The organism is Deinococcus sp. YIM 134068 (assembly GCF_036543075.1).
GTDB lineage: Bacteria > Deinococcota > Deinococci > Deinococcales > Deinococcaceae > Deinococcus > Deinococcus lichenicola.
The window spans coordinates 38,506-60,541 of the sequence record NZ_JAZHPF010000004.1 but is presented as its reverse complement, the minus strand read 5'-3'; the positions used below and the strand labels follow the sequence as shown (position 1 = coordinate 60,541).

Annotated in this window: 23 protein-coding genes; 10 read left to right on the top strand and 13 right to left on the bottom strand. The window is 69.0% G+C overall.

The window, feature by feature from the left end; translation table 11 throughout:
• Window positions 1–87: 87 nt before the first annotated feature.
• The 6 genes from V3W47_RS05955 to secG all read right to left on the bottom strand — a co-directional run bounded on the left by V3W47_RS05955 (window position 88) and on the right by secG (window position 6,790).
• The gene (locus tag V3W47_RS05955) at window positions 88–1,107 is read right to left on the bottom strand and encodes an ABC transporter ATP-binding protein (RefSeq protein ID WP_331824271.1); all 1,020 of its coding nucleotides are present in this window, start codon (window positions 1,105–1,107) and stop codon (window positions 88–90) included.
• The gene (locus V3W47_RS05950) at window positions 1,104–2,177 is read right to left on the bottom strand and encodes an ABC transporter ATP-binding protein (protein ID WP_331824270.1); all 1,074 of its coding nucleotides are present in this window, start codon (window positions 2,175–2,177) and stop codon (window positions 1,104–1,106) included. The genes V3W47_RS05955 and V3W47_RS05950 overlap by 4 nt, the downstream gene beginning before the upstream one ends.
• A 127-nt stretch (window positions 2,178–2,304) precedes the next feature.
• Entirely contained in the window at window positions 2,305–3,444 is a 1,140-nt protein-coding gene (locus V3W47_RS05945) for an ABC transporter permease (RefSeq protein ID WP_331824269.1), read from the bottom strand.
• Window positions 3,445–3,454: 10 nt separating this feature from the next.
• Entirely contained in the window at window positions 3,455–4,435 is a 981-nt protein-coding gene (locus V3W47_RS05940) for an ABC transporter permease (protein ID WP_331824268.1), read from the bottom strand.
• A gap of 74 nt (window positions 4,436–4,509) precedes the next feature.
• Window positions 4,510–6,261: an ABC transporter substrate-binding protein gene (locus V3W47_RS05935; RefSeq protein WP_331824267.1), complete on the bottom strand. Its 1,752-nt coding sequence runs from the start codon at window positions 6,259–6,261 to the stop codon at window positions 4,510–4,512.
• A gap of 304 nt (window positions 6,262–6,565) precedes the next feature.
• Entirely contained in the window at window positions 6,566–6,790 is a 225-nt protein-coding gene (secG, locus tag V3W47_RS05930; protein ID WP_331824266.1) for a preprotein translocase subunit SecG, read from the bottom strand.
• Window positions 6,791–7,045: 255 nt separating this feature from the next.
• Between secG and V3W47_RS05925 the strand changes: the two genes are divergently transcribed.
• The 6 genes from V3W47_RS05925 to V3W47_RS05900 all read left to right on the top strand — a co-directional run bounded on the left by V3W47_RS05925 (window position 7,046) and on the right by V3W47_RS05900 (window position 12,309).
• The gene (locus V3W47_RS05925; protein WP_331824265.1) at window positions 7,046–7,516 is read left to right on the top strand and encodes a hypothetical protein; all 471 of its coding nucleotides are present in this window, start codon (window positions 7,046–7,048) and stop codon (window positions 7,514–7,516) included.
• A complete protein-coding gene (locus V3W47_RS05920) occupies window positions 7,516–8,574 on the top strand; it encodes an AAA family ATPase (RefSeq protein WP_331824264.1) in 1,059 nt (352 codons plus the stop codon). Before V3W47_RS05925 ends, V3W47_RS05920 begins: the two co-directional genes overlap by 1 nt.
• Window positions 8,561–9,529 carry a DUF58 domain-containing protein gene (locus tag V3W47_RS05915; RefSeq protein WP_331824263.1) on the top strand — a complete coding sequence of 323 codons (969 nt, stop codon included), beginning with the start codon at window positions 8,561–8,563 and terminating at the stop codon, window positions 9,527–9,529. The genes V3W47_RS05920 and V3W47_RS05915 overlap by 14 nt, the downstream gene beginning before the upstream one ends.
• Window positions 9,526–10,530 carry a VWA domain-containing protein gene (locus V3W47_RS05910; protein WP_331824262.1) on the top strand — a complete coding sequence of 335 codons (1,005 nt, stop codon included), beginning with the start codon at window positions 9,526–9,528 and terminating at the stop codon, window positions 10,528–10,530. The genes V3W47_RS05915 and V3W47_RS05910 overlap by 4 nt, the downstream gene beginning before the upstream one ends.
• A gap of 241 nt (window positions 10,531–10,771) precedes the next feature.
• Window positions 10,772–11,728 carry a vWA domain-containing protein gene (locus V3W47_RS05905; RefSeq protein WP_331824261.1) on the top strand — a complete coding sequence of 319 codons (957 nt, stop codon included), beginning with the start codon at window positions 10,772–10,774 and terminating at the stop codon, window positions 11,726–11,728.
• Between the two features lie 206 nt (window positions 11,729–11,934).
• On the top strand, window positions 11,935–12,309 hold the full coding sequence (locus V3W47_RS05900; RefSeq protein ID WP_331824260.1) for a hypothetical protein: 375 nt from the start codon (window positions 11,935–11,937) through the stop codon (window positions 12,307–12,309).
• A gap of 323 nt (window positions 12,310–12,632) precedes the next feature.
• Here the strand turns inward: V3W47_RS05900 and V3W47_RS05895 are convergent, their stop codons facing one another.
• Both V3W47_RS05895 and V3W47_RS05890 read right to left on the bottom strand, forming a co-directional pair.
• A complete protein-coding gene (locus V3W47_RS05895; RefSeq protein WP_331824259.1) occupies window positions 12,633–13,658 on the bottom strand; it encodes an aminoglycoside phosphotransferase family protein in 1,026 nt (341 codons plus the stop codon).
• 9 nt (window positions 13,659–13,667) lie between these two features.
• A complete protein-coding gene (locus tag V3W47_RS05890; protein ID WP_331824258.1) occupies window positions 13,668–15,362 on the bottom strand; it encodes an outer membrane protein assembly factor BamB family protein in 1,695 nt (564 codons plus the stop codon).
• 87 nt (window positions 15,363–15,449) lie between these two features.
• Between V3W47_RS05890 and V3W47_RS05885 the strand changes: the two genes are divergently transcribed.
• From V3W47_RS05885 to V3W47_RS05875, 3 genes are all read left to right on the top strand, one after another.
• Window positions 15,450–16,064 (top strand): hypothetical protein, encoded by a 615-nt coding sequence (locus V3W47_RS05885; protein WP_331824257.1) that lies wholly within the window; start codon window positions 15,450–15,452, stop codon window positions 16,062–16,064.
• A gap of 106 nt (window positions 16,065–16,170) precedes the next feature.
• Entirely contained in the window at window positions 16,171–16,638 is a 468-nt protein-coding gene (locus V3W47_RS05880) for a metallophosphoesterase family protein (RefSeq protein WP_331824256.1), read from the top strand.
• Window positions 16,639–16,727: 89 nt separating this feature from the next.
• Window positions 16,728–17,717: an MBL fold metallo-hydrolase gene (locus V3W47_RS05875; protein ID WP_331824255.1), complete on the top strand. Its 990-nt coding sequence runs from the start codon at window positions 16,728–16,730 to the stop codon at window positions 17,715–17,717.
• A 69-nt stretch (window positions 17,718–17,786) separates the two neighbouring features.
• Here the strand turns inward: V3W47_RS05875 and V3W47_RS05870 are convergent, their stop codons facing one another.
• Window positions 17,787–18,299: an SMI1/KNR4 family protein gene (locus tag V3W47_RS05870; protein WP_331824254.1), complete on the bottom strand. Its 513-nt coding sequence runs from the start codon at window positions 18,297–18,299 to the stop codon at window positions 17,787–17,789.
• A 104-nt stretch (window positions 18,300–18,403) separates the two neighbouring features.
• Here V3W47_RS05870 and V3W47_RS05865 point away from each other — a divergent pair, with 104 nt between their 5' ends.
• The gene (locus V3W47_RS05865) at window positions 18,404–18,850 is read left to right on the top strand and encodes a hypothetical protein (RefSeq protein ID WP_331824253.1); all 447 of its coding nucleotides are present in this window, start codon (window positions 18,404–18,406) and stop codon (window positions 18,848–18,850) included.
• Window positions 18,851–18,983: 133 nt separating this feature from the next.
• Here the strand turns inward: V3W47_RS05865 and V3W47_RS05860 are convergent, their stop codons facing one another.
• From V3W47_RS05860 to trxB, 4 genes are all read right to left on the bottom strand, one after another.
• Complete coding sequence (locus V3W47_RS05860; RefSeq protein ID WP_331824252.1) at window positions 18,984–19,472, bottom strand: YflT domain-containing protein; 489 nt, start codon at window positions 19,470–19,472, stop codon at window positions 18,984–18,986.
• Between the two features lie 103 nt (window positions 19,473–19,575).
• Complete coding sequence (gene xpt, locus V3W47_RS05855) at window positions 19,576–20,154, bottom strand: xanthine phosphoribosyltransferase (protein WP_331824251.1); 579 nt, start codon at window positions 20,152–20,154, stop codon at window positions 19,576–19,578.
• 245 nt (window positions 20,155–20,399) lie between these two features.
• The gene (locus V3W47_RS05850; RefSeq protein WP_331824250.1) at window positions 20,400–20,912 is read right to left on the bottom strand and encodes an HD domain-containing protein; all 513 of its coding nucleotides are present in this window, start codon (window positions 20,910–20,912) and stop codon (window positions 20,400–20,402) included.
• 108 nt (window positions 20,913–21,020) lie between these two features.
• Window positions 21,021–22,004, bottom strand: coding sequence for a thioredoxin-disulfide reductase (gene trxB, locus V3W47_RS05845; RefSeq protein WP_331824249.1), 984 nt, complete (start codon window positions 22,002–22,004; stop codon window positions 21,021–21,023).
• Window positions 22,005–22,036: the final 32 nt, after the last annotated feature.

The window sequence follows — 22,036 nt, the reverse complement described above, 5'->3', positions numbered from 1 at the left end:
GTTCAGCCGTCAGCCGTCAGCACGAGAAAGCCCCCGCAGTGAGCGAGGGCATCTGAAGCTGAATGCTGAACGCTGACGGCTGAAAGCTTACAAAATATCGTCCCGGATGCAGGCCTTGAAGTGCCCCGGTGCCACCTCGCGCAACTCGGGCACCACCTTCGCGCAGTCGTCCACGGCGTAGCGGCAGCGCGTGCGGAAGACGCACCCACTCGGCGGGTTGATCGGGCTGGGGATGTCGCCCTCCAGAATGATGCGCTGGCGCTTTACGGTCGGGTCGGGCACGGGAGCCGCCGAGAGCAGCGCCTCGGTGTAGGGGTGCTTGGGGTTGTTGTTCAGCTCGTGGCTGGGGGCAATCTCCATCACGCGGCCCAGGTACATCACGATGATCCGGTCGCAGATGTACTCCACCACCGCGAGGTCGTGCGCGATGAACAGCACCGTCAGGCCCAGTTCCTCCTGAAGGTCCTGCAACAGGTTGACGACCTGCGCCTGGATGGACACGTCGAGCGCCGACACCGGCTCGTCCGCCACGATGAACGACGGATCGACCGCCAGCGCCCGCGCGATGCCGATGCGCTGACGCTGCCCGCCCGAGAACTCGTGGGGATAGCGGCGCATATGTTCGGGGCGCAGGCCGACCTTCTGGAGCAGTTCGGCGATGCGGTCCACGCGCTCGCGGCCCGGATGCAGGTTGTGAATCTGCATCGCCTCCCCGATGATGTCGCTGACCGTCATACGTGGGTTGAGGCTGGCGAAGGGGTCCTGGAAGATGATCTGCATCTCCCGGCGGTAGTCGCGCAGTTGGCTCTTGCCCAGCTTGGTGATGTCGGTGCCGTTGAAGATGACCTGCCCGCCCGTCGGCTCGATCAGGCGCAGGATGGCCCGGCCCGCCGTCGTCTTGCCCGAGCCGGACTCCCCCACGAGGCCGACGACCTCGCCGCGCCCGAGCTGGAAGGACACGTCGTTGACGGCCTTGACGTTGCCGACCACGCGCGAGAGCAGCCCGCCCCGGATGGGGAAGTACTTCTCCAGATTCCGCACCTCGAGCAGGGCCTCGCCGGTCGCGGGCATGTGGCTGCGGCTGGAGGCGGCGGTCTGAGCGGTCATGCCCCCACCCCCTGCTGGGCCTTCTCGAACTCTTGCCAGCGGATGCAGCGGGCCGTGTGGCCGCCGCCCGTGTCGTACAGCGGGGGCACGGCGTCGTTGCACTCGGGGACCGCGAACTTGCACCTCGGCTCGAAGGGGCAGCCGGGCGGCAGGTTCAGCGGGTTGGGCACGTTGCCGGGAATCGCCTCCAGCCGCTGCTTGGGCTGGCCGGGCACATGCACGTCGCCGGGGCGCGGGATGGAGTTGAGCAGGCCCATCGTGTAGGGGTGGCGCGGGGCCTTGAAGATTTCCACCACGTCGCCCTCCTCCACCACGCGCCCACCGTACATCACGACCACGCGGTCGGCCATCTCCGCCACCACCCCGAGGTTGTGGGTGATGAACAGGATGCTCATGCCCACGTCCTGCTGGAGCTTCCGCATCAGGTCCAGAATCTGCGCCTGAATGGTCACGTCGAGCGCCGTGGTCGGCTCGTCGGCGATCAGGAGGGCGGGCTTGCACGAGAGGGCCATCGCGATCATCACGCGCTGACGCATCCCGCCGGACATCTGGTGGGGGTACTCGTTCACGCGCTTTTCCGGGGCCGGGATGCCCACGAAACGCAGCATGTCGGTGGCGACGCCCATCGCGTCACGTTTGTTCTTGCCCTGGTGGAGCATGACGGCCTCGGCGATCTGGTCGCCCACGGTGTACACCGGGTTGAGGCTGGTCATCGGCTCCTGGAAGATCATCGAGATGTCGTTGCCGCGAATCTTACGCATCTCGGCTTCCGACAGGTTCACGATGTTCTTCTGCACGCCGTCCTTGCCGACGAACAGCATCTCGCCGTCCACGATCTTGCCGGGCGGGGTGGGAATCAGGCGCATCAGCGAGAGGCTCGTCACGCTCTTGCCGGAGCCGGACTCCCCCACCACGGCCAGCGTCTCCCCCTTGTTGATGTGGAAGGTCACGCCGTCCACGCTCCTCACCACGCCGTCGTCCGTGTAGAAGTACGTCTTGAGGTTATTGACGGTCAGGAGCACGTCACGCGGCGGCGTCGCCTGGGTCTGGGTTCTCTCCGGGTGGGTCATCTCGCCTCCGGGCACGGCACGTTGTGGAACATTGGGAAATCATACCTTCCTGACGAGCGTTCGGTAGGGGTCCCGCCGAACCTCCCGCTGGCGGCTGACGGCTGGAAGCTGGAAGCTGACCGCCCCCTCACTGCCGCTTGCGCGGATCGAACGCGTCGCGCAGCCCGTCCCCGAGAAGCTGGAAGCACATCACCGTCAGCACGATGAAGAAGCCGGGAATCAGCACCCAGGGCCGCTGGGTGATGCTGGAGAAGCCCCCCTCCTGCGCCTGGCTGAGCAGGCTGCCCCACGACACGTAGGGTTCGACCGCCCCGATGCCCAGGAAGCTCAGGCCCGACTCGGTGAGGATCGCGCCGGGAATGCCGAGGCTGAGCAGCACGATCACGTAGGTCGTCATGGTGGGCAGCATGTGCCGCCACATGATGCGCCCGTTGCCCGCGCCGAGCGCCCGCGCCGCCGACACGAAGTCCTGTTCGCGCACGCTCAGGAGTTGCCCGCGCACCACCCGTGCCAGCCCCCCCCACGAGATGAAGGCGAGGAGGCCCAGGATCATGTACAGCGCGAAGATCGGATTGAGGTTCTGCGGAAAGATGGCACGCAGCAGGATGAGGAGGAACAGCCCCGGAATGGACGCCAGCACCTCCACCAGCCGCATGATCAGGGTGTCCGCGATGCCGCCGAAGTAGGCCGCCGTCGCGCCCATGAACAGGCCGATGACCGTGCTCAGCAGCACTGCCCCCACGCCGATGGTCAGGGAAATCTGCGCCGCGTACACCGTGCGGGTGAACAGGTCGCGGCCCAGCGCCTCGCCGCCGAACAGGTACACCTTACAGTCGGGATTGCCCGTGCCGAACAGGTGCAGGTTGCCGGGAATCAGGCCGAGCAGCCGGTAGGAGTCGCCCCGCACCCCGAGGTAGATGGGGCAGCGCGTCTCGGTGGGCCGGAACTCGTTCACGAAGGTGTCGGGGTTGAGCTGCTGCCCGTACTGGTACACGAAGGGCCGGGTCAGCCCCCCGGTCTCGGGGTTCCGGATGTGGATGGGCGTCGGCGGGTGGAAGCGGGTGATGTTCGTGGTCGAGTAGTTGGAGAGGCCGTCGGGCGCGATGAAGGGCGCGAAGAGGGCGAGGGCGTACAGCAGCAGCAGGAAGGTGCCGCCGATGCGCGCGAGGCGGTTCTTGCGAAGCTGTCCCCACGCGACGGCGAACTGGGACTGGGACTGGACGCGGCGCGCACGGGCCTGCCGGGGCTGGGGGGCGGTGGTGGTCACGTCCAGCTCCTCACGACACCGACACGCGGGGGTCCACGACCGCGAGGAGAATGTCGCTGATCGCGTTGCCGATGATGAGCAGCACGGTCGTGATCATGGTGAACCCCGCGATGAGGTAGAGGTCCTGGGTGCCAATTGCGTTGAGCAGCATGGGCGTGATGCCGGGGTACGCGAACACCACCTCGATGAAGCCCGCCCCGCCGATCAATCCCGGCAGCGTCCCGCCGATACCCGCCACGATGGGCAGGATGGCGTTGCGGAAGGTGTGCTTCCAGATCGCCGTGCGCTCGGTGACGCCCTTCGCCCGCGCCGTGCGGATGTAGTCCGAGCGCATGACCTCCAGCATCTGCCCGCGAATCACGCGCGTCAGGCCCGCCGCGTCCGTGATCGCCAGGATGAGCGCCGGGATGACGAGGTGCTTGGCGATGTCGAGCGCCTGCGCGAAGGGGCTGAGTTCCGCGTAGTTGTCGCTCCGCATGCCGCCGACCGGAATGTCCCAGCCTGTGGCAAAGCGCGCCTGCACGATGAAGTACAGCACGATCAGCGCGATGAAAAAGGACGGGAAGCCCAGCAGGAAGTACAGCACCACGTTCACGCTCTTGTCGCCGAGCGAGTTCTGCCGCACCGCGCCGTACACGCCGAGGGGAATGGAGACCGCGTAGAACAGCACCGTGATCAGCAGCACCAGCCACAGCGAGTTCACGATGCGCGGCCAGATCACGCCGAGGACGGGCTGCTGGTACTGGAAGGACAGCCCGAAGTCGCCCCGCAGCATGTTGCCCAGCCACAGCAGGTACTGCTGCCACGCGGGGCGGTCGAGGCCGAAGTTGCGCTCCAGGTTGGCGATCTGCTCGGCGCTGATGTTGGGGTTGAGCTTGGCGGGCGTCAGGAAGTCGCCGGGGGCGAGCGAGATCACGAAGAAGATCAGGAGGCTGGCGAGCAGCAGGGTCGGGATGGCCTGCACCACCCGCCGCAGGAGGAAGGGAATCATGGAGGCTCCTGTTCATAGGCCGTCGGGGGCAGCCCGCTTGCGCGAGCCACCCCCGGACGTGGTGGCGGACGGATTTACTTGATGAACGTCAGCGCGATGGTGCGCGAGCCGTAGTACGCGTCCATCATCTCGCGCTCGTACGCGCCGCCCAGACGCTCGCTGTAGGTGACGTGGTAGTTGCCACCCACGAGGTAGACCACGGGCTGCAACTCCGCCTCGGCCTTGAGGAGCTGCGCGCCGATGGTGCGGCGCTGGGCCGCGTTCAGCGTGGCGTCACCCTGGTAGTACAGCTTGGTCATCAGCGACTCCTGCGGGGTCAGGCAGGCACCGTTGGTGGGGTTGTTGTACGAGTGCAGGTTGCCGCCGCAGGGCACCGTGTTCGTTCCGAAGGGCCAGATGTTGTCGCCGCCCGCCAGCCCCAGCAGGATCGCGTCGAAGGGACGGTTCGCGCCCTTCGCGGTGAGCTGCCCCACGAGGTTGTTGAAGTCGATGGGCGTGAAGTTCACCTTGACGCCGACCTTCTTGGCCTCGTCCGTGAAGATGCGTCCGAGCTGCTCGCGCACCGTGTTGCCCGAGTTCGTGGCGAGGTTGAACTCCAGCACCTTGCCCGCCCGGTTCACGAGGTAGCCCTGCGCGTTCTTCCGGGTGTAGCCGAGCTGACCGAGCAGACGGGTCGCCTGCGCGAGGTCGTAGCGGTACTTGGGGGCCGCGTCGCTGATGTAGTTCTTGAAGATCGGGTAGACCGAGTAGTAGGTCTCGCTGCCCAGGCCGCCCAGCGCGAGCTGCACCATCGCCTGACGGTTGGCGATGTGGCTCATGGCGCGGCGGAAGCGCACGTCGCGGAAGAGGCGCTGCTTGTCGGGGTCCTCGGCCTTGTTCCAGTTGAAGGTGATCCACTGGCTCGTCGACTGCGGGCTGACGTTGGCGATCAGCGTCGCCTTGAGGTTGCCCCCGTCGATGGCCCGCTTGATCTGCGCGAGGTCGTCGGCGTTGCGCGGCCCGAAGGAGTCGATCTGCCCGGCGAGGTACGCGGCGAGCGCGGCGTTCAGGTCGTTCGTCACCCGGTACGAGTAGCGGTCGAGGTAGGGCAGGGCGTTGCCGCGAGCGTCCTTGTTCCACTCGCCCCAGTAGGGGTTCTTCTTGAAGACCGTGCGCTCGCCCGCCTGGTAGCTCTCCAGCACCCACATGCCCGGCGAGACGACCTGGCTGGCGGGCGTGCCCAGCGTCCACAGCCGCTTGACGGCCTCCGCGCCGCCCGAGCGGTACGCCTGCCCGTAGATGTGGTCGGGCCAGGGCGCGTAGCTCATGATGACGAGGGCCTTCGCGCTGGCCTGCGGGAAGTCGAACTGGAGGGTGGAGTTGTCGATCTTCTTGACGGTGATGGGCTTCTTGTTCAGGAAGAAGCTGTCGTAGGAGTTGCTGCCCACCTTGTCGTCGGTGTGAATGCGGTAGGTCGTCACCCAGTCGTCGGCGGTGATGGGCTGCCCGTCGCTGAACTTCATGCCCTGGCGAATCTTGACGACGAAGCGCCGCCCGCCGTTGCTCACCACCGGCTCGCCGTCCGCCATGTAGGGGATCAGGTCGTCGTTGCGGGGGTCCTGGGTGAAGAGGCCCGTGCCCGTGTCCATCGTGCCGGGGATGCTGTCCGCCTCCGCCGAGGTGAAGGGGTTGATCGTCTTGAAGTCGGAGATCACGTAGCTGCGGAACTCACCGCCGCGCTTGTTCGCGGTGTTCTGCTCCGCCGTCCAGGCCGCCGGGTGGACGAAGGGGGCCGCGACCGCCGACCCGAGGGTCATCGCCAGCGTAAAGAACAGTGCTTTCTTCATGGGAAGCCTCCTGAGGCTCGAAGATGGACTGGGGAAACGGGAGACGCCATCCCCGGCACGGGCCGGGATGCAACTCGGGCAGAAGGTTGAAGGGGTTCCAGCGCTGCCAATATATGAACCGACTCCAAAGAGGTCAAGAGAAGACGCTACGTTGCCGGGAAAATTGTCACGAACTGCTCAAAGAGGCGTGTTAGATGAGCGAGCCGGGGTTGGCCCAATGTACCTTGTTCGACCACGGAAGGACAAACGACAAGGCCGCCGCCCCCGTCGGGAAGCGGCGACCCGTGAGGGCGCGAGGCGGCACTCAGCGCGAGACGAAGCTGATGAGCAGGGCGAGGAGCATGAACAGCCCGCCGAGCACGCTGGTGACGCGGATGAGGCCGCCCTCCACTCCGCGCCCGCCGAGCAGCGAGCCGCCGGAGGCCATGCTGGCGGTGAGACCCGCCTGCTTGGGCACCTGGAGGAGAACGAAGAACACGAGGCCCACGCACACGAGGGCGAAGAGGATGATGAACAGGGTCAGGATCATGGAATACCTCGGGGGAGGGCGGAGGCCGCCGTTGCCCCGAATCTAACACGGGCCTGCTTTGCGGCGGAGTTGCCCGGCGCGGGGAGGGCAAAAGGGCGGGGACTTCAATCTTTTCCCAGAATCAGGGCCTAGACTGCGGCCACGCCCCTTTCCTCCCACTCCCCAGGAGGCCGACGTGACCGCTCAAGCTGGCCGGGTTCAGGAGTTGTTCCCCCCTCGTCTCCTCGTGGCAGGTGCAGTCCGGGCAGGTGCAGGATGAAGGCGCTATGGCTGGCCCTGGGTGCGGGTGCCCTCGGGCTGAGTTTCGCGGCGGGCCGTCTGAGTGCCCCTTCCGCCACCGAAACGGCCCGTTCGGGTCTCGGGGCGGCTCTGGTGCAGGTTCAAGGTCAAACGCCCACCGACCCGAACGATCCGCGCGAGGTCTTCCCGCTCGTGCCCGGCCCCGGTGACGAGCCGGGCCAGGGGCAGGGGCAGCAACCCGGTCCCCAGCAACAGGGACAGCAGCCGGGTCAGGGTGAATGCACCGTGCTGATGTTCAAGGACGGGCAGATGTACCGCATGCAGCCGGGGCCGGGGCAGCAACCCGGCCAGCAGCCCGGCCCCGGTGAGCGCGGCGACGGGCAACCCGGCAGCGACAACGAACTCTTCCCCATCCAGCCCTTCGACGCGCCCTCCCTGCCGCTGCCCGGCCTGCCGCCCACCTCCGCTCCCGATATGAGGGTCTGATGACGAATCCCGCTCCGCTGACTCCGCTCTCTCCGCAGGCCGTCACGAACGCCTCGGCCCGGCTCCGCACGCTGCTGTTCGAGGTCAAGAAGGTCATCGTCGGGCAGGACCTGTTGCTGGAGCGGCTGCTCGTCGCGCTGCTCGCGCGGGGGCATGTGCTCGTGGAGGGCGTGCCCGGCCTCGCCAAGACGCTGGCGATCAAGACGACCGCCGACGCCATCGGGGCCTCCTTCCGGCGCATCCAGTTCACGCCCGACCTCGTGCCCGCCGACCTGATCGGGACGCGTATCTACAACCAGCGGGACGGGGCCTTCGAGGTCGAACTCGGCCCGGTGTTCGCCAACCTGATTCTGGCCGACGAGATCAACCGCGCGCCCGCCAAGATTCAGTCGGCGCTGCTGGAGGCGATGCAGGAGCGGCAGGCGACCATCGGCCTCCAGACCTTCCGGCTGCCCGATCCCTTCCTCGTGCTGGCGACGCAAAACCCCATCGAGTCGGAGGGCACCTACTTCCTGCCCGAGGCGCAGGTGGACCGCTTCATGTTCAAGGTGATCGTGAGCTACCCGAGCTTCCACGAGGAGATGACGGTCGTGGAGCGGGTCTCGCAGTCGTTCGCGCCCGTGGCGGTGCAGCTCTCCGCCGACGAGCTGCGCGAGTTGCAGACGATGGCCGATGGGGTGTACGTTCACCCGTCGGTGATGGAGTACGCGGTGACGCTCGCGCGGGCGACCCGCGACCCGGCGGCGGTGCGGCTGCCCGAGCTGAGCCGGGCGATCACCTATGGGGCCAGCCCGCGCGCCAGCGTGAACCTGATCCTGGGCGCGAAAGCCCTCGCTATCGTGCGCGGGCGGGAGTACGCGCTCCCGGAGGACGTGCGCGACCTCGCGCCGGAGGTGCTGCGCCACCGCATCATGCTCTCGTACGAGGGGCTGGCGGAGGAAGTGAAAGTCGAGGAGCTGGTGGGCAAACTCGTCGCCGCCGTGCCGCTGCCGCGCGTCCACCTCGGCGACCCGCACGGGGCCGCCCCGCCGGTCGTGACGCGCGATGAGCCTGCTTAGGCGTCGTCAACGGGTGGTGGCCCCGCCGCCCGTCCCGGCTCCGGCCCCGGCCCGGCCCCCGCTGGAGGTGCCCGCCCATCTCCTGCGTCGGCTGGAGTTCAAGGTGGTGCGGCGGCTCGACGGCTTCCTGTTCGGGGACTACCGGGGGCTGTTCTACGGTCCCAGCCTCGACCTCGCGGAGGTGCGCGAGTACCAGCCGGGCGACGAGGTGCGGCGCATCGACTGGAATGTGACGGCCAGAAGCGGGCGGCTGCACGTCCGCCAGTACCGCGAGGAGCGCGAGCTGACGGCGTGGCTGATCGTGGACACGTCCGCCTCCATGAGCTTCGGCACCCGCCGCGCGCTCAAGCGGGACCTGGCGCGGGAGTTCGCGGGCGTGGCGTCGCTCGTCATCACCCGGCACGGCGATAAGATCGGGGCGGTGACGTTCGGGCCGAGTTCGGGGATGGTGCCGCCCCGCAGCGGGCGGGCGCAGGCCCTCGCGGTGATGACCCTGCTCTCGCGGGGGGTGGTGCCCGGCGCGTCCCCGGCGGCGGACCTCGCCTCGGCCCTGAACGCGGTGGAGAACACCCTGCGGCGGCGCTCCCTGCTGTTCGTGGTGTCGGACTTCCTGGAGGTGGCGACGCCGGGCGCGGGGGGCTGGGCGGGGGCGCTCGGTCGGCTCTCACAGCGGCATGACGTGGTGGCGGTGCGGGTGTCGGACCCGGCGGAACGGTCCCTGCCCGACGTGGGCGGCCTGCGGCTGCGCGACCCGGAGACGGGCGGGGAGCTGTGGCTCGACACCTCCGACCCGGGGGTGCGCGCGGCCCACGCCCGGCTGGTGGGCGAGCGGGACGAGGCGCTGCGGCGCACGCTGCGGACGGCGGGGGTGGACCTTCTCGACCTCGGGACCGAGCGTGACCCGGTGGGGCCGCTGCTGCGCTTCGCGGCGGCGCGGCGGGGGAGGCGGACATGACCTTCGGCTTTCCGGCCCTGCTGTGGCTGCTGCTGCTGCTGCCGCTGGCGGTGTGGGCACTCGTGGCGTCGGGGCGGCGGCGCGAGAAACGGGCGCAGACCTACGCCGATCCGCACCTCCTCGGCTCGGTGCTGCGGGCGGGCAACCCGCGCCGGGCGTGGCTGCCGCTCGGGCTGCAACTCGGGGCGCTGGGGCTGCTGCTGTTCGGGGCCGCGCAGCCCGTCGCCAAGCCCAGCCTGCCCGTCAACAAGGCGTCGGTGATCATCGCGCTCGACGCCTCGCGCTCCATGCTCGCCGACGACGTGAAGCCCACCCGGCTGGAGGCGGCCCGCGAGGTCGCCCGGCAGTTCCTCGACCTCGCCCCGGCCTCCACCCGCATCGGCTTCCTGACCTTTTCCGACAACGCCTCGGTCCTCGTGCGGCCCACCACCGACCGTCAGGCGGTCCTCGACGCCCTGAACCGGGTCAAGCCCGCGCAGGCAACTTCCTTCGCGGGGGCGATGGTCAGCGGCGTGCGGGCGCTGCCGGGCCGGGAGAAGGCGGTGCCGCCGCGCGAATTGCTGGAACTGCCCCCGCAACCCAACGCCACCCCGATTGACCCGCAGACCCTCCCACCGGGCGCGATCCTGCTCCTCTCGGACGGCATCTCGAACCGGGGGGCCAATCCCCTCATTGCCGCGCGCTTCGCCTCGGACCACAAGGTCAAGCTGTACGCGGTCGCCCTGGGCACCGAGGGCGGCGCGGTGAGCCGGGTGGAGGGGCAGCTCGTGTTCGTGCCCTTCGACACGCGCGAGATGAGCCGCCTCGCGCAACTGACCGACGGGGAGTTCCTGTTCCCGCCCGACCCCGAGAAGCTGCGCGGCCTGTACCGCGACCTCGGCACGGCGATTCGCTGGGAGCCGAGCGAACTGGGTCTCGGCGGCCCGCTCGCCGGACTCGCGGCGCTGCTGCTCGTGCTGGGCGGCGGGCTGGCGCTGGCGTGGCAGCGGAGGGTGCCGTGAGGGGAGAGTCGCCAGTCGCCAGTCGCCAGTCGCCAGAGTGGGGACAGGGGAAGTGGCGTTCAGCGGGGGGGCAACTGAGTTCTACATATGGCCGCGTCGGGACGCCTCACCCTCTTGAGAGGCTGACGGAAAGGCTAGTAAGACGCGGAGGCTCTCCGAGTTTTTCCTGGCGACTGGCCGCTGGCGGCTGGCGACCCCTCGACCGGCGACTCCCCCCCACCCGAGGACCGGAGGTAAATCCATGAGCTTCACCTGGCCCTGGGCGCTGGCTGCGCTGGCGCTGCTGCCCGTGTTCGTGTGGCTGTACCTGCGCGGGCTGCCCCGCCCCGCCGAGGCCGCCGTGCTGCACCCCGACCTGCGGTTGCTGGCGCAGGCGAGCGCGCGGCCCCGCCCGCTGCGGCGGCACCTCCCGGCGCTGCTGTACCTGGGGGCGCTGTCGCTGGCGCTCGTGGCGCTGGCCCGGCCCACGGCCCCGCTGCCGCTGCCCGACAACCGGACGACGATCATGCTCGTCATCGACGTATCGCGCTCGATGGAGGCGCAGGACATCAAGCCGAGCCGCTTCGTGGCCGCGCAGGAGGCGGCGCGCAATTTCGTGCGGTCGCTGCCGCAGGGGGCGCGGGTGGGGCTGGCGTCCTTCGCCGGGTACGCGGTCCTGAACGCGCCGCCCACCACCCGCCACGAGGAGGTCTTCGCGGCTATCGACGGGCTGGGCATGGCTCGCCGCACCGCCATCGGGGAGGGGCTGCTGGAGGGGCTGAACGCCCTGCCGGAGCGCGGACCGAACGCGACCGAGACGAAGAACCTCCCGGCGGCGGCCATCGTCCTGCTCTCCGACGGGCGCAACAACAGCGGCTCGGACCCGCTGGAGGCGGCGGCGCAGGCGAAGAAGTTCGGGGTCAAGGTCTACACCGTCGGCCTGGGCACCGAGAACGGTGATCCGGGCGGCGCGGGCTGGGGCGGCTTCTGGGGAGGCTTCGATGCCGAGACCTTGAAGCAGATCGCCTCCTCCACGGGCGGGCGCTACTTCGAGGCCCGGTCGTCGGGTCAGCTCAACACGATCTACCGCGAGTTGGGCCGCTCGCTGGGCTGGACCGTCCAGCCGCGCGAGGTGTCGGGCTTCGTCGCCGCCCTCGCCGGACTGGCCCTGCTGGGCAGCCTCGCCGCCTCGGACCGGATGAGTCGGCGCATCCTGTAGGCTTGTCTCTCGTCCCGTGCGGTGCCCACTCCCCCCGTCAGGGGGGGTTCGCATGTTCGTCCCCGACACAGGCCCGGTTCTGCTTGACTCTCCGGGTGCGACTTCTCTTCCTTCTTCCAGTTCTCCTCGCCGCCTGCGCCCCGTCCGTCAGCTCCAGCTCCTCCGCTTCCACGCCGCGCCTCGTCAGCTCAGGGCAGGTGTGGACCATGACCGTCGAGGGTCAGCGGGGGGAAAGTGAGCTGCTGGTCGATACCCTCCGCGACGAGGGCAGGGACGGCTACTTCTATTACACGAAGAGCCGACTCGTTCAGGCGCGAATGGTGAGCGACCGCTTCATCGTCGAGCAAAACGACGACGGAACGCCCGCCTTCCTGACGATCATCCGGTTTGACCTGGAGGCGAGCGGGACGGCACCCCGGACCTGTGCCGTCCCCCGTCCGGTGCGGGTAGCACCCGGCGAGGCCCTGCAGGGCATCTACATGAATGGCAAGGTAGATAGTTACCGTCTTTCCTCCGCCGTGGTGCCCTCGAAGGAGGCCCTCGCCGTCAATGTCCGCTGCACGCTGACGCGGGTGAAGTAGGCCTTCACAGGGCGGAGGGCAAGTCCTGGCATGAGACTGAGACCAGAATCTGCCCTCCGGCCTTTTGCTGTTCCGTCTACAGCATTTGGCATTGGCAGAGGAATGGTCATGTTGAGGGCCGCGAAGCATCCTCCACCTCGTGATAGGAGGCCCTTCGCGGCCCTCAGGGTGACACCTCTTCTTTCGTCAACCGCTCTCATCCATATGGTTCGAGCCAGAGCGACGACCCCAGCCGCAGCGAACTTCGGCTTCAGGCCGGGGTGAGGGAGAGCGGACCAGCAGGACGGAAGCCCCCCACCACGGTGGGTCTCCCGTCGTTCAGCTCAGGAGCGAAGGGCCGCTTCCAGCCACGCCAACTCCTCCTCGGTGCGGGCAAGGCTGGGCAGGATGTGCCGCTCCAGCACGCCGAGGTTGGCCGCGTCCTGCTCGGGCCGGGTGTTCTCGTGGAGGATGAGGGCCACGTCATAGGCGAGGTCTTCGAGCACGCGGCGGAGGAAGTAGAAACCCAATACGTTCGGGGCGAGCCGAATCTTCCGTCCGGCGGCGGCCTCATAGGCGGGCAGAACTTCCGGCAGCCGGGCGTGGAGCATCCACAGGTCATGCTCGGGCGGAGCGAGCCGGGCCGTCTCCCAGTCGATAATCCACAGTTCCCCCGCTGCGTCCCGCATGACGTTGCCGCCGTGCGCGTCCGTGTGACACAGGACGAACTCGCGGGACTGGGAACGGACGGCCTGTTGGAAGAACCGTGCCCGTGCCAGAAGCCGCTCGAGGTCGGCCTCAAGAGGGAGCAGGAGGTCACGGAGCGCCTGAACGCCGGGGCGGGCGTCGTACCGACCGTCTCGCAGAAGTCGCAGGTCTTCCGTCAACGAACGCTCGAAGGGCAGGTCGAAGTCCTCCGGGGGGACGGGCAACCCCGCCACAACCGAGGTGACTTGCCGTGTTCCCGCGTGCAACCGTCCCAGCAGGGGCGCGAGGGCGTCCAGTGCCCCCCGCCAGTCCGCCGACAGGTTCTCCCCCTCGCTCCACCCGTGGACGACGAGCAGTTGGCCTTCCACCTCGGCGAGATCGGCACCGCTCAGGGTGGGGACGGGACGGGGCACGCGGGTCAGCACTCCGCTTCGGCGCAGGGCGTGGAGCAGGGGCACTTCCGCCGCGACGCGCCCCGCCGCCAGCAGGCCGGAGGGGGTGTTCGGCAAGACCTTGAGGAAGAAGCTCCCGCCCGGTCCCTCGGCGCGGTAGGCGGGGGCCGTCCCACCGGGGAGGAAGGTCAGGTCGTTCACGTCCAGCCCGTAGGTGGACCGGACCACGCCGAGAAGCGCCGTCCGGCTCAAGGTGGGTTCGGCGGCCACGCCCGCCCCTTACCCCCCGCGCCGGATGAGGGCCGGGTATTCCGGCTGGCCGAAGAGGGGCGTCAGGGTGGGCACATTCAGCGGCAGGGTGACGGTGCGGCCCGCGAGGGTGACGGTCACACCGACGGGGGCGCGGCGGGCGGCGAGCGTGACGCCGGGCAAGTCCGCGAGGGCGGCCAGCGGCACGAAGGCGGCGCGGTCCACGTAGCGGACGGGCACGGGCACGCCCGGTTGCGCGGCCTGCGTGCCCGTGCCGTCGGGGAGCGCCAGCGTCGCCGTGCGCGGAGTCAGCAGGCGGATGGGCGTGCCCAGCGCCCCCGTCAGCTCCCGCAGCGGCAGGTACACCTGACCGTCCAGTGTCCGCGCGCTCTGCCCGGCGGCCTGCGCGTACTGCTCGGGCGTGAGGACCGGAGTTGGTGGGGGCGTGACGGGGGCGGGCTGGGTGGGGGTCGGTTGCGTGGGAACGGGCTGGGCCGGACGGGGCGTGTTCGGCGCGGGCACGTTCGGTGTAGGCACGGTCGCAAGAACGGCGGTCGCGGCGGCCCGCTTCGCGGCGGTGCGGGTGGCCGCCTCGGTCGCCGTCAACACCCGGCCCCATCCGGCGGGCACACCGCGAAAGCTCGTCCACGGGCCGTCCGCCAGGGGCCGCTGCCGCTCCACGGCATTCAGCGCCCCGCCCTCCCCGGAGAAGTAGAGGGTACCCGCATCGCTCACCGCCACAGGCGTGTCGATCTTGCGGCCCGACTCGATGCGCCACAGTAGTCCCCCCGTCTTCCCGACGGCGTGGACGGTGCCCTTGAGGTCCCCCACCACGACCGTTCCGTCGCTCAGCTCGGCGGCGGGGGCGACGACGGGTGATCCGGCGGTGTACACCCACGCGTCCCTGCCCGCCGTGTCCACCGCGTACACGTTGCCGTCGTAACTGCCGACGACGACCAGATCACCGCTCGTCACGATGGGACTGGCGTTCACGAAGAGGCCGGTCGCCCGCGTCCAGCGCAGCTTGCCGCCGGGGTCCACCGAGTACAGGCGGCGGTCGCTGGAGCCGAAGTAGATGTTGCCCGCACGGTCGAGCGCCGGGGAGCTGAAGACGAGCGACCCGGCGCGGAAGGCCCACTTGAGCGTCCCGTTCGGCGTCAGGGCGTGGAGCTGGTTGTTCTGCCCACCGAAGTAGATCGTGCCGTCCGCCGCCACGAGCGGGCTGCTGAACACGGGCGAGCCGACCTTGAAGCTCCAGAGGATTTGCCCCGCCCCGGAGAGCGCGTACACTGTCCCGCCCGCCGTGGCGACGATCACGCTGCCGTCGGGGCGCAGGGCCGGGCTGGCGTAGATGTCCCCATCGAGCCTCGTCCGCCACAACAGTTGGCCCGCCGCGTCGAGCGCGTAGATGTGGTCGTCGTAGGACGCGGCAATCACCGTGCCCTGCGGCGTGATCACGGGATGCGCGCGCCCCAGGTCGCCCACGGCGTAGCTCCACCTCTCCACGCCCCGCGCGTCGGTGCGGTGAACGCGGGCATCCGAGCCGACGAAGATGAGGTCTCCCCCATCGGTGACGGCGATGCTGGACACCACCTTGAGGTCGCCCAGCGGCGTCACCCTCGGCGCGACCTGGGCGGGTGAGGGGGCGGACGGCGTAACCGGTTGGGCGAGGGCGGCGGGGGCGAGGAGACAGAGGGCCAAAGACAGCGAGAGGATTTTCCTCATGTGAAGGTGAGCTCCTTTACAGTCCCTTTACGGGGTGGCGAGGTCGATAGACGCCCGCAAGGGTAGCGTCCTAAGATGCGACTCGCTATGAAAAAGATTCTCATGCTGACCGCATTTGCCCTCGCTGGCCTCGCCGCCGCGCAGGACACCACGACGCCGCCCCCCGCCGACACGACGACCCCGGCGGCCCCGACGGACACGACCACCACCCCGGCTCCGGCGGACACCAGCACCACGACCACCGATACCACCCAGACGACCACGACCCAGACCACGACCGCCGCGCCCGCCACGGAGGTGGACCCCACCACCCTGAGCGCCGCCGACAACTTCACGCGCGCGCAGGAGCTGGCCGTGCAGGCGGACGTGGCGTACCCCGTGTCCTTCTACGACCGCACACTCTGGAAGGCGTCCGTGACCCACGCGTTCTACGCCGCCAACCAGGAGGCGACCAACCGCGACTACCAGGCGTACCTCGCGCAGCTCTACACCAAGACCCAGTGGTGGATCAACGCCTACAACGCGTGGAACCGCCTCGGTGAGCTGACCGACCAGGAAAAGCAGCTCGCCTCCCTGAGCGCCGCCAAGCTCGCCTACATCGCCCTCCAGCGCGGCGACCGCACCGCCGCCCGCACCTACGTGGACAAGGGCGTGGGCTGGGCCGACAGCCCCAGCCTCCAGTCGATCCTGCGCCGCCTGTAAACGCCGCGAGTCGCAACGCGTCCTCCTCGTTGGGGGCGCGTTTTTTATTGTTTGGGGCGGCCAGGGGCCAGCTTCCAGCCGCCAGCGGGAAGGGTAGACTCGGCCCATGCGGCTCCTCGTCCTCTCCGACACTCACGGCCTCCTTCGCCCGGAGGTCCTGGCCCTCGTTCGTGAGGCGGACGCCGTGCTCCACGCGGGCGACGTGGGGAGGCCGGAGGTTCTGGACGGGTTGCGGGCGGAGTCGTCCGGCCCCGTCCACGCCATTCGGGGGAACGTGGACCGTACGCCGCCCCTCTCCAGCCTGCCCGAGACGCTGCTCGTGGAGTTCGGCGGAATGGGCGTCTACCTCCTGCACAACTTGGACGACCTCGACCTCTCCCCTGAGTCAGCAGGTATTCATGTCGTGATCAGCGGGCACACGCACAAGCCAAAGCTGGAGGAGCGCGGCGGCGTGACCTACCTCAACCCCGGCTCGGTCGGCCCCCGGCGCTTCTCACTGCCCGTCGCGTGCGCGTGGCTATATCTGGACGGGGAAGGCGGCGTTCGGGTGGAAGCCCTGACGTTGAATGTTTAAGAACTCCCGCCCGCTCTGGCGACTGGCGACTGGCGACTCTCCAAAGTCCCCCTCCTCGGCAGATGGAAGCCGGTGATAGCCTCCCCCCCATGACCACGCCCGCCTCCGCACCGACCCGCGTTCACGGCACATTGCACGCCCTCCAGGTACCCATCCCCTACCCCATGAAGACGGTGACGGTCCTAATCGACGCGCCGCCGGGTGGCCCGGTGACTCTGATCGACACGGCGCTCGACACGCCGGAGGCACGGCAGGCCATAGAGGACGGACTGGCGGCCTTTGGGCTGCACTGGGGGGATGTGGAGCGGGTGATCGTGACGCACCACCACCCGGACCATTACGGGCTGGCGGGCGTGGTGGAGGAACGCAGCGGCGCGGCGGTGCAGATGCTCGACGTGGAGATCGGGCGCGGCGAGCGGTACTGGCACCTGTGGGAGGAGTGGCTGCCCGGCCACATCAAGCACATGCGGGACCACGGCCTCCCACCCGAACTCGTCGAGACGCTGGAGCACGACAGCCGCCGGGGACGGGCACGCGTCCACCCGGCGAGCCGCGTCCAGCCCCTGCGCGAGGGCCAGAGCGTGCCTCTGGCGGGCGGGGAGTGGGAGGTGCTGTGGCTGCCCGGCCACGCCGACGGGCACCTCGGGCTGTGGAACGAGGCCGAGAGCCTGCTGATCGCTGGCGACGCGATCCTCCCGCGCATCTCCCCGAACGTGGGCCTGTACGCCTACACGCGGCCCGATCCCCTCGGCGACTACCTCCAGACGCTCGGCAAGCTGGAGGCGCTCAACCCCGCCCGCGCCGTCGTCGGGCACCACGGCCCCGTGATGGAGGGAGTGCAGGCCCGCGCCCGTGAGCTGCGCGCCCACCACCACGAGCGGCTGGACTTCATCCGCGCCGAGGCGACCCGTGAGCCGCGCAGCGCCTACGGCCTGTCCCTCGCCATGTTCAACCGCGAGCTGAACACCGCCGGACGACGCTTCGCCCTCGCCGAGACGCTGGCGCACGCCGAACACCTGCACCTGCTGGGGCAACTGGCGCGCACGTGGCAAGGCGGGGCGTGGGTGTACCACGGGTAAGGGACAGCAGAGAGAGGTCCCGCATCTCGCCGTGATGTCAGGAAAGGTCGTCTCTTCCAGGAACCCGGCTCAACCCGTTCCTGGTTCTCCTCCCTGAGTCGCCCGAGTGTCCCCGGAGGGAATGCTCTGGAAGTACCTTTCCTGAATGGGCTTGTACAGCACGCCTGCGCTTGCTATCCAGTCGAGGACGCGTCGGTAGTCTCCGGGCAATTCATGGATTTCGAGCACTTGCCTCGGCAGGATGTAGACGGACTCCGGACGCCCTGAGTGGAGAACGATCTGGTCGCCCTCGATGGTCCGGGCAGTCATGACGCAGTAAGCAAGTTCGGCCTGTGGGAGAACTTCCGGATTCTTCCAATAATAGTGGTTCGCCCAGACCTGACGGTCCCTCTGGACCCGCTCCATCACCATTGCCGGGCCGAACGTCATGACGACGGTGCAGTAGGTCCCCAGCCCGAGTTCGGCCAGGAACTCCCGGTATCCGGGGGGAAACGTGAGGCCGAGCGCACGTTCAGCCGCCGCGACCTCAAGCGGTGGGATGGTCGCCGTCAGTGGACCGATGCGCCGAACGTCCTCGTACATCCGGGGAACGTAGCATGAGCCGGATTCCCGGCGGCGGAAGGGAAACCGTCTCAAGGTGCCGTCCCGCCGATTTCCCCGCACCCACCCGCTCTATACTCGCGCGCATGACCGAACTTCAGCGCATCGTGCGGGCGCTCCAGGCGAGCGGCATGGCCGTCGAGACGGTCGAGGACGGCGCGCTGGTCCGCAACGGCGAGAGCCGGGTGGCGCTGTTCGCGGACGCGGACCACCGGGGCGGCGTGATCGTCCGCCTTCACCTCGACCTCGATCTGTACGTCGAGGAGGACTCGCTGCCCGACATCCTGATGGGCATGAACCTGATGAACCAGGGTCTCGACTACGGCACCCTGAACCTCGACCCCGTGGACGACGAGGACGAGGACGACGACAGCCCCCTCACCTTCGCCGTGCTGGGCCGCGCCGTGCTGTGGCTACGCGACCTCGGCCCTTCCGAGTTGGAGCGCCTGCGCGAGCACCTGCGCCGCTTCGAGGCCGAAGTGACTGAGGCGGTGGAACGGACCCTGCACGGGAGCCGGGGGATGAGCGCGTAGGCACCAGACCCCCTGCGAGGTGGCGCGCTGAGGGTCAAGGACAGAAGGCGCGAAGCACCAGGCGCTCGCCGTTGGCCTTCTGCTTTTTGCAACTTTTGTGAGAAGTCTCCTCTCCCCGGCTCCGGCCACAGATTCAACGTGTTGGCAGGTTGGAGAGCAGCGTCCTGGCCTGCTCGGCCACCTCCGCGTCGGCGAGGATGACGTACCGCTCGGCGCGCATCCCGCCGACGGAGGTGAAGTCGCGCCGCCCGCCGCTCATCGCGTAGCCCACGACGCTCCACAGCAGGCCCGTCAGGGCACCCATCACCATGCCGTAGGCGGCGGCATAGATCAGATTGCCGCCCCCCAGTCCCAGCAGGCCGAACAGCAGGCCGATGAACAGACCGATGAAGATGCCCTGCCCGAAGCCCAGGGTCGCCGCGCGGCCCCAGTCGAGGCGGCCCGTGACCTGCTCGACGGTCTTCAGCCCCTCGCCCACGATGGCGGTGCGCTCGACCGGGAACCGCTGGTCGCTGAGGTAATCCACCGCCCGTTGCGCCTCCGGGTAGGTGGCGTAGGTCGCCACGTTCACGCGGGCGCTCTGGTCGGGGATGAGGGCGGAGCGGGGGTCAGGCTGGGTCAAGGGGTCACGTCCTCCACCGCCAGGGTAGAGACCCGCCACCACCTTGCTCTGAGGGTGGGCTTTAGACAGCCTCATTCTTCCAACATCAGACCTTCGGCCCAGCTCAGCGCCCCTCCTCCACGACGATGCCCTCCTCGCCCATGCGGACGATGTTCGCCAGGGTCAGGATCGGCACGCCGAGGTCGGCCAGTTTGGCGCGGCCCTCCTCGAAGCCCTTCTCGATCACGCAGCCCAGCGCGAGGAGGTCGGCCCCGCTCCCCGCGATGATGTGCGACAGCGCCCGCAACGTGCCGCCCGACGCGAGGAAGTCGTCCACGACCACCACCCGGTCGCCCGGCCCCAGGTACTCGCTGCTCACGAAGAGGTCCACCACCCCGCCCTTCGTGCGGCTCACCGACCGGGCGGTGTAGACCCGCTCGTGCATGGTCACGGGCCGCTTCTTGCGCGCGTACACGAGCGGCACGCCGAGGACGAGCGCCGTCGCCAGCGCGGGCGCGATGCCGCTCACCTCGATGGTCACGACCTTATTGGGCCGCAGGGGCGCGAAGCCCGCCGCGAAACGTTCGCCCATCTCGCGCGTGAGACCGGGGAGAAGCTGGTGGTTGATCAGCCCGTCCACCTTGAGAATGCCGCCCGGCAGGACCTGCCCCTGCTCCCGAATCGCCTCCACAAGCGCCCGCATGAGGGCGAGTGTACCCGCCGGGCGGGGAGACACCGGGACCGCCTGTGCAGGTGAGAGGGGCCGAAATAAAAAAGCCGCCCTCTCAGGCGGTGATAAGAAAAAGATAGCGCGGGATGCGCGGGAAGTCAACCGCATACACAAGCTCTGGGCGGAGAGTTACACGAACTCGTCTGGGACGCCGTTTTCCTGCTCTCCAATCTTGGAGCCGAGCAACCGAGCCTGCATAGGTCAGCACCCATCTTCCCTCACTCCAGATCGTCGTAATGGTGGAGCAGCGCCGCGTCGGGGTCGCCGCCCGCGTGGTGGTGCCGGGCGACGAGGCGGGCGACGCGGGAGCGTGCCCCGGCCCGCGCGAGGAGTTCGGCCCCGAGTTCGGGGTGGTAGGCGCGCACGGCGAGCGGACCGAGGGGAACAAGCCGCGCGAGGCGGTTGGGCACCACGCCGACCAGCACCCGCTCGGCGACCCGGTACGGGCGGACGCTCTTGCCGCAGTCGTGCAGCAGGGCGGCGGCCACGAGGTCGGGCGCGGCGGCGGGGTGGTCACGCAGGAGGTGACGGGTCACGCGGCAGGCGTGGTCGCGGTCGCGGGCGTCCATGCCGAGGTAGACGCGCCGTTCGGGGGGAGTCAGCCAGGAACACGCCCAACGGTCGTCTGGTTTGGCCTGCGTGGCGCTCAGGCTGCGCGTCAGCCGCCCCACCTTGCCCGCATACCCGCGCACTTTGCGGGCCACTCGGGCGGGAATGGAGAGGGTGGGCATAGGGGGAGGATAGGGCGGCCAGCTTCCAGCCGCCAGCGGAACGGCAGTGAAAAGGAGAGTGACCGAACCACAGAGAGCAATTCGGTCACGGGCGAGGTGAGGTCCGGCTCAGTCGTCCGCCGCCACCGTCCCGGCCTCGACCTCCAGCGCGGCCAGCGCACGTTCGGCGCTCATCGCGGCCCGCGTCCCGGCACCAACGCTGGTGGCGAGCTGGCGGTACACGTAGTCCGACACGTCGCCCGCCGCGAAGAGCAGGGGCACGCTGGTGTAAATCTCGTCGGTGACTTCCACGTAACCGTCGTCGCGGAGCCTCACGGTGCCCTGCACGAAGTCGGTGTTCGGCACGTGCCCGATGAAGACGAACACGCCGTCGGTGGGCATATCCGTCACCTCGCCCGTCTTGAGGTTCTTCAGATGCACGCCGGTCACGCTGTCCTCGCCCTGAATCTCCTCGACCACGGTGTCCCAGACGAATTTCATCTTGGGGTTGGAGAAGGCGCGGGCCTGGGCCACCTTGTTCGCGCGCAGCGTGTCCCGGCGGTGGATCAGCGTCACCTCGTCGGCGAACTTCGTCAGGAAGAGGCCCTCCTCCACCGCCGCGTCGCCGCCGCCGATCACGACGACCCGCTTGCCCCGGTAGAAGAAGCCGTCGCAGGTCGCGCAGGTCGAGACGCCCTTGCCCCAGAAGTGTTCCTCGCCGGGCACGTTCAGCCGCTTGGGATTGGCCCCGGTGGCGAGGATCACGCTGCGGGCGCGGTAGGTAGCCCCGTAGCCGCGCACGGTGAAGGTATGCTCACGCCCGCCGGGCACGCACTCGATGGCCTCGACCTCCTCCATCTCGATGCGGGAACCGAACTTCTCGGCCTGCTGCACCATGCGCTGCGACAGCTCCATGCCGCTGATCGGCTCGGGAAAGCCGGGGTAATTCTCCACGTCCTCTGTCTGGGCGATCTGGCCGCCGGGCAGGCCCTTTTCCAGAATCACGGTCTTCAGGTTCGCGCGGCCCGTGTAGATCGCCGCCGTCAGCCCGGCGGGACCGCCGCCGACGATCACCACGTCGTAGTCCTGCGTCGTCTGGGAGCCACTCGTCATGGCAAAAGCGTACCACCGGCCACCTTTGGCGA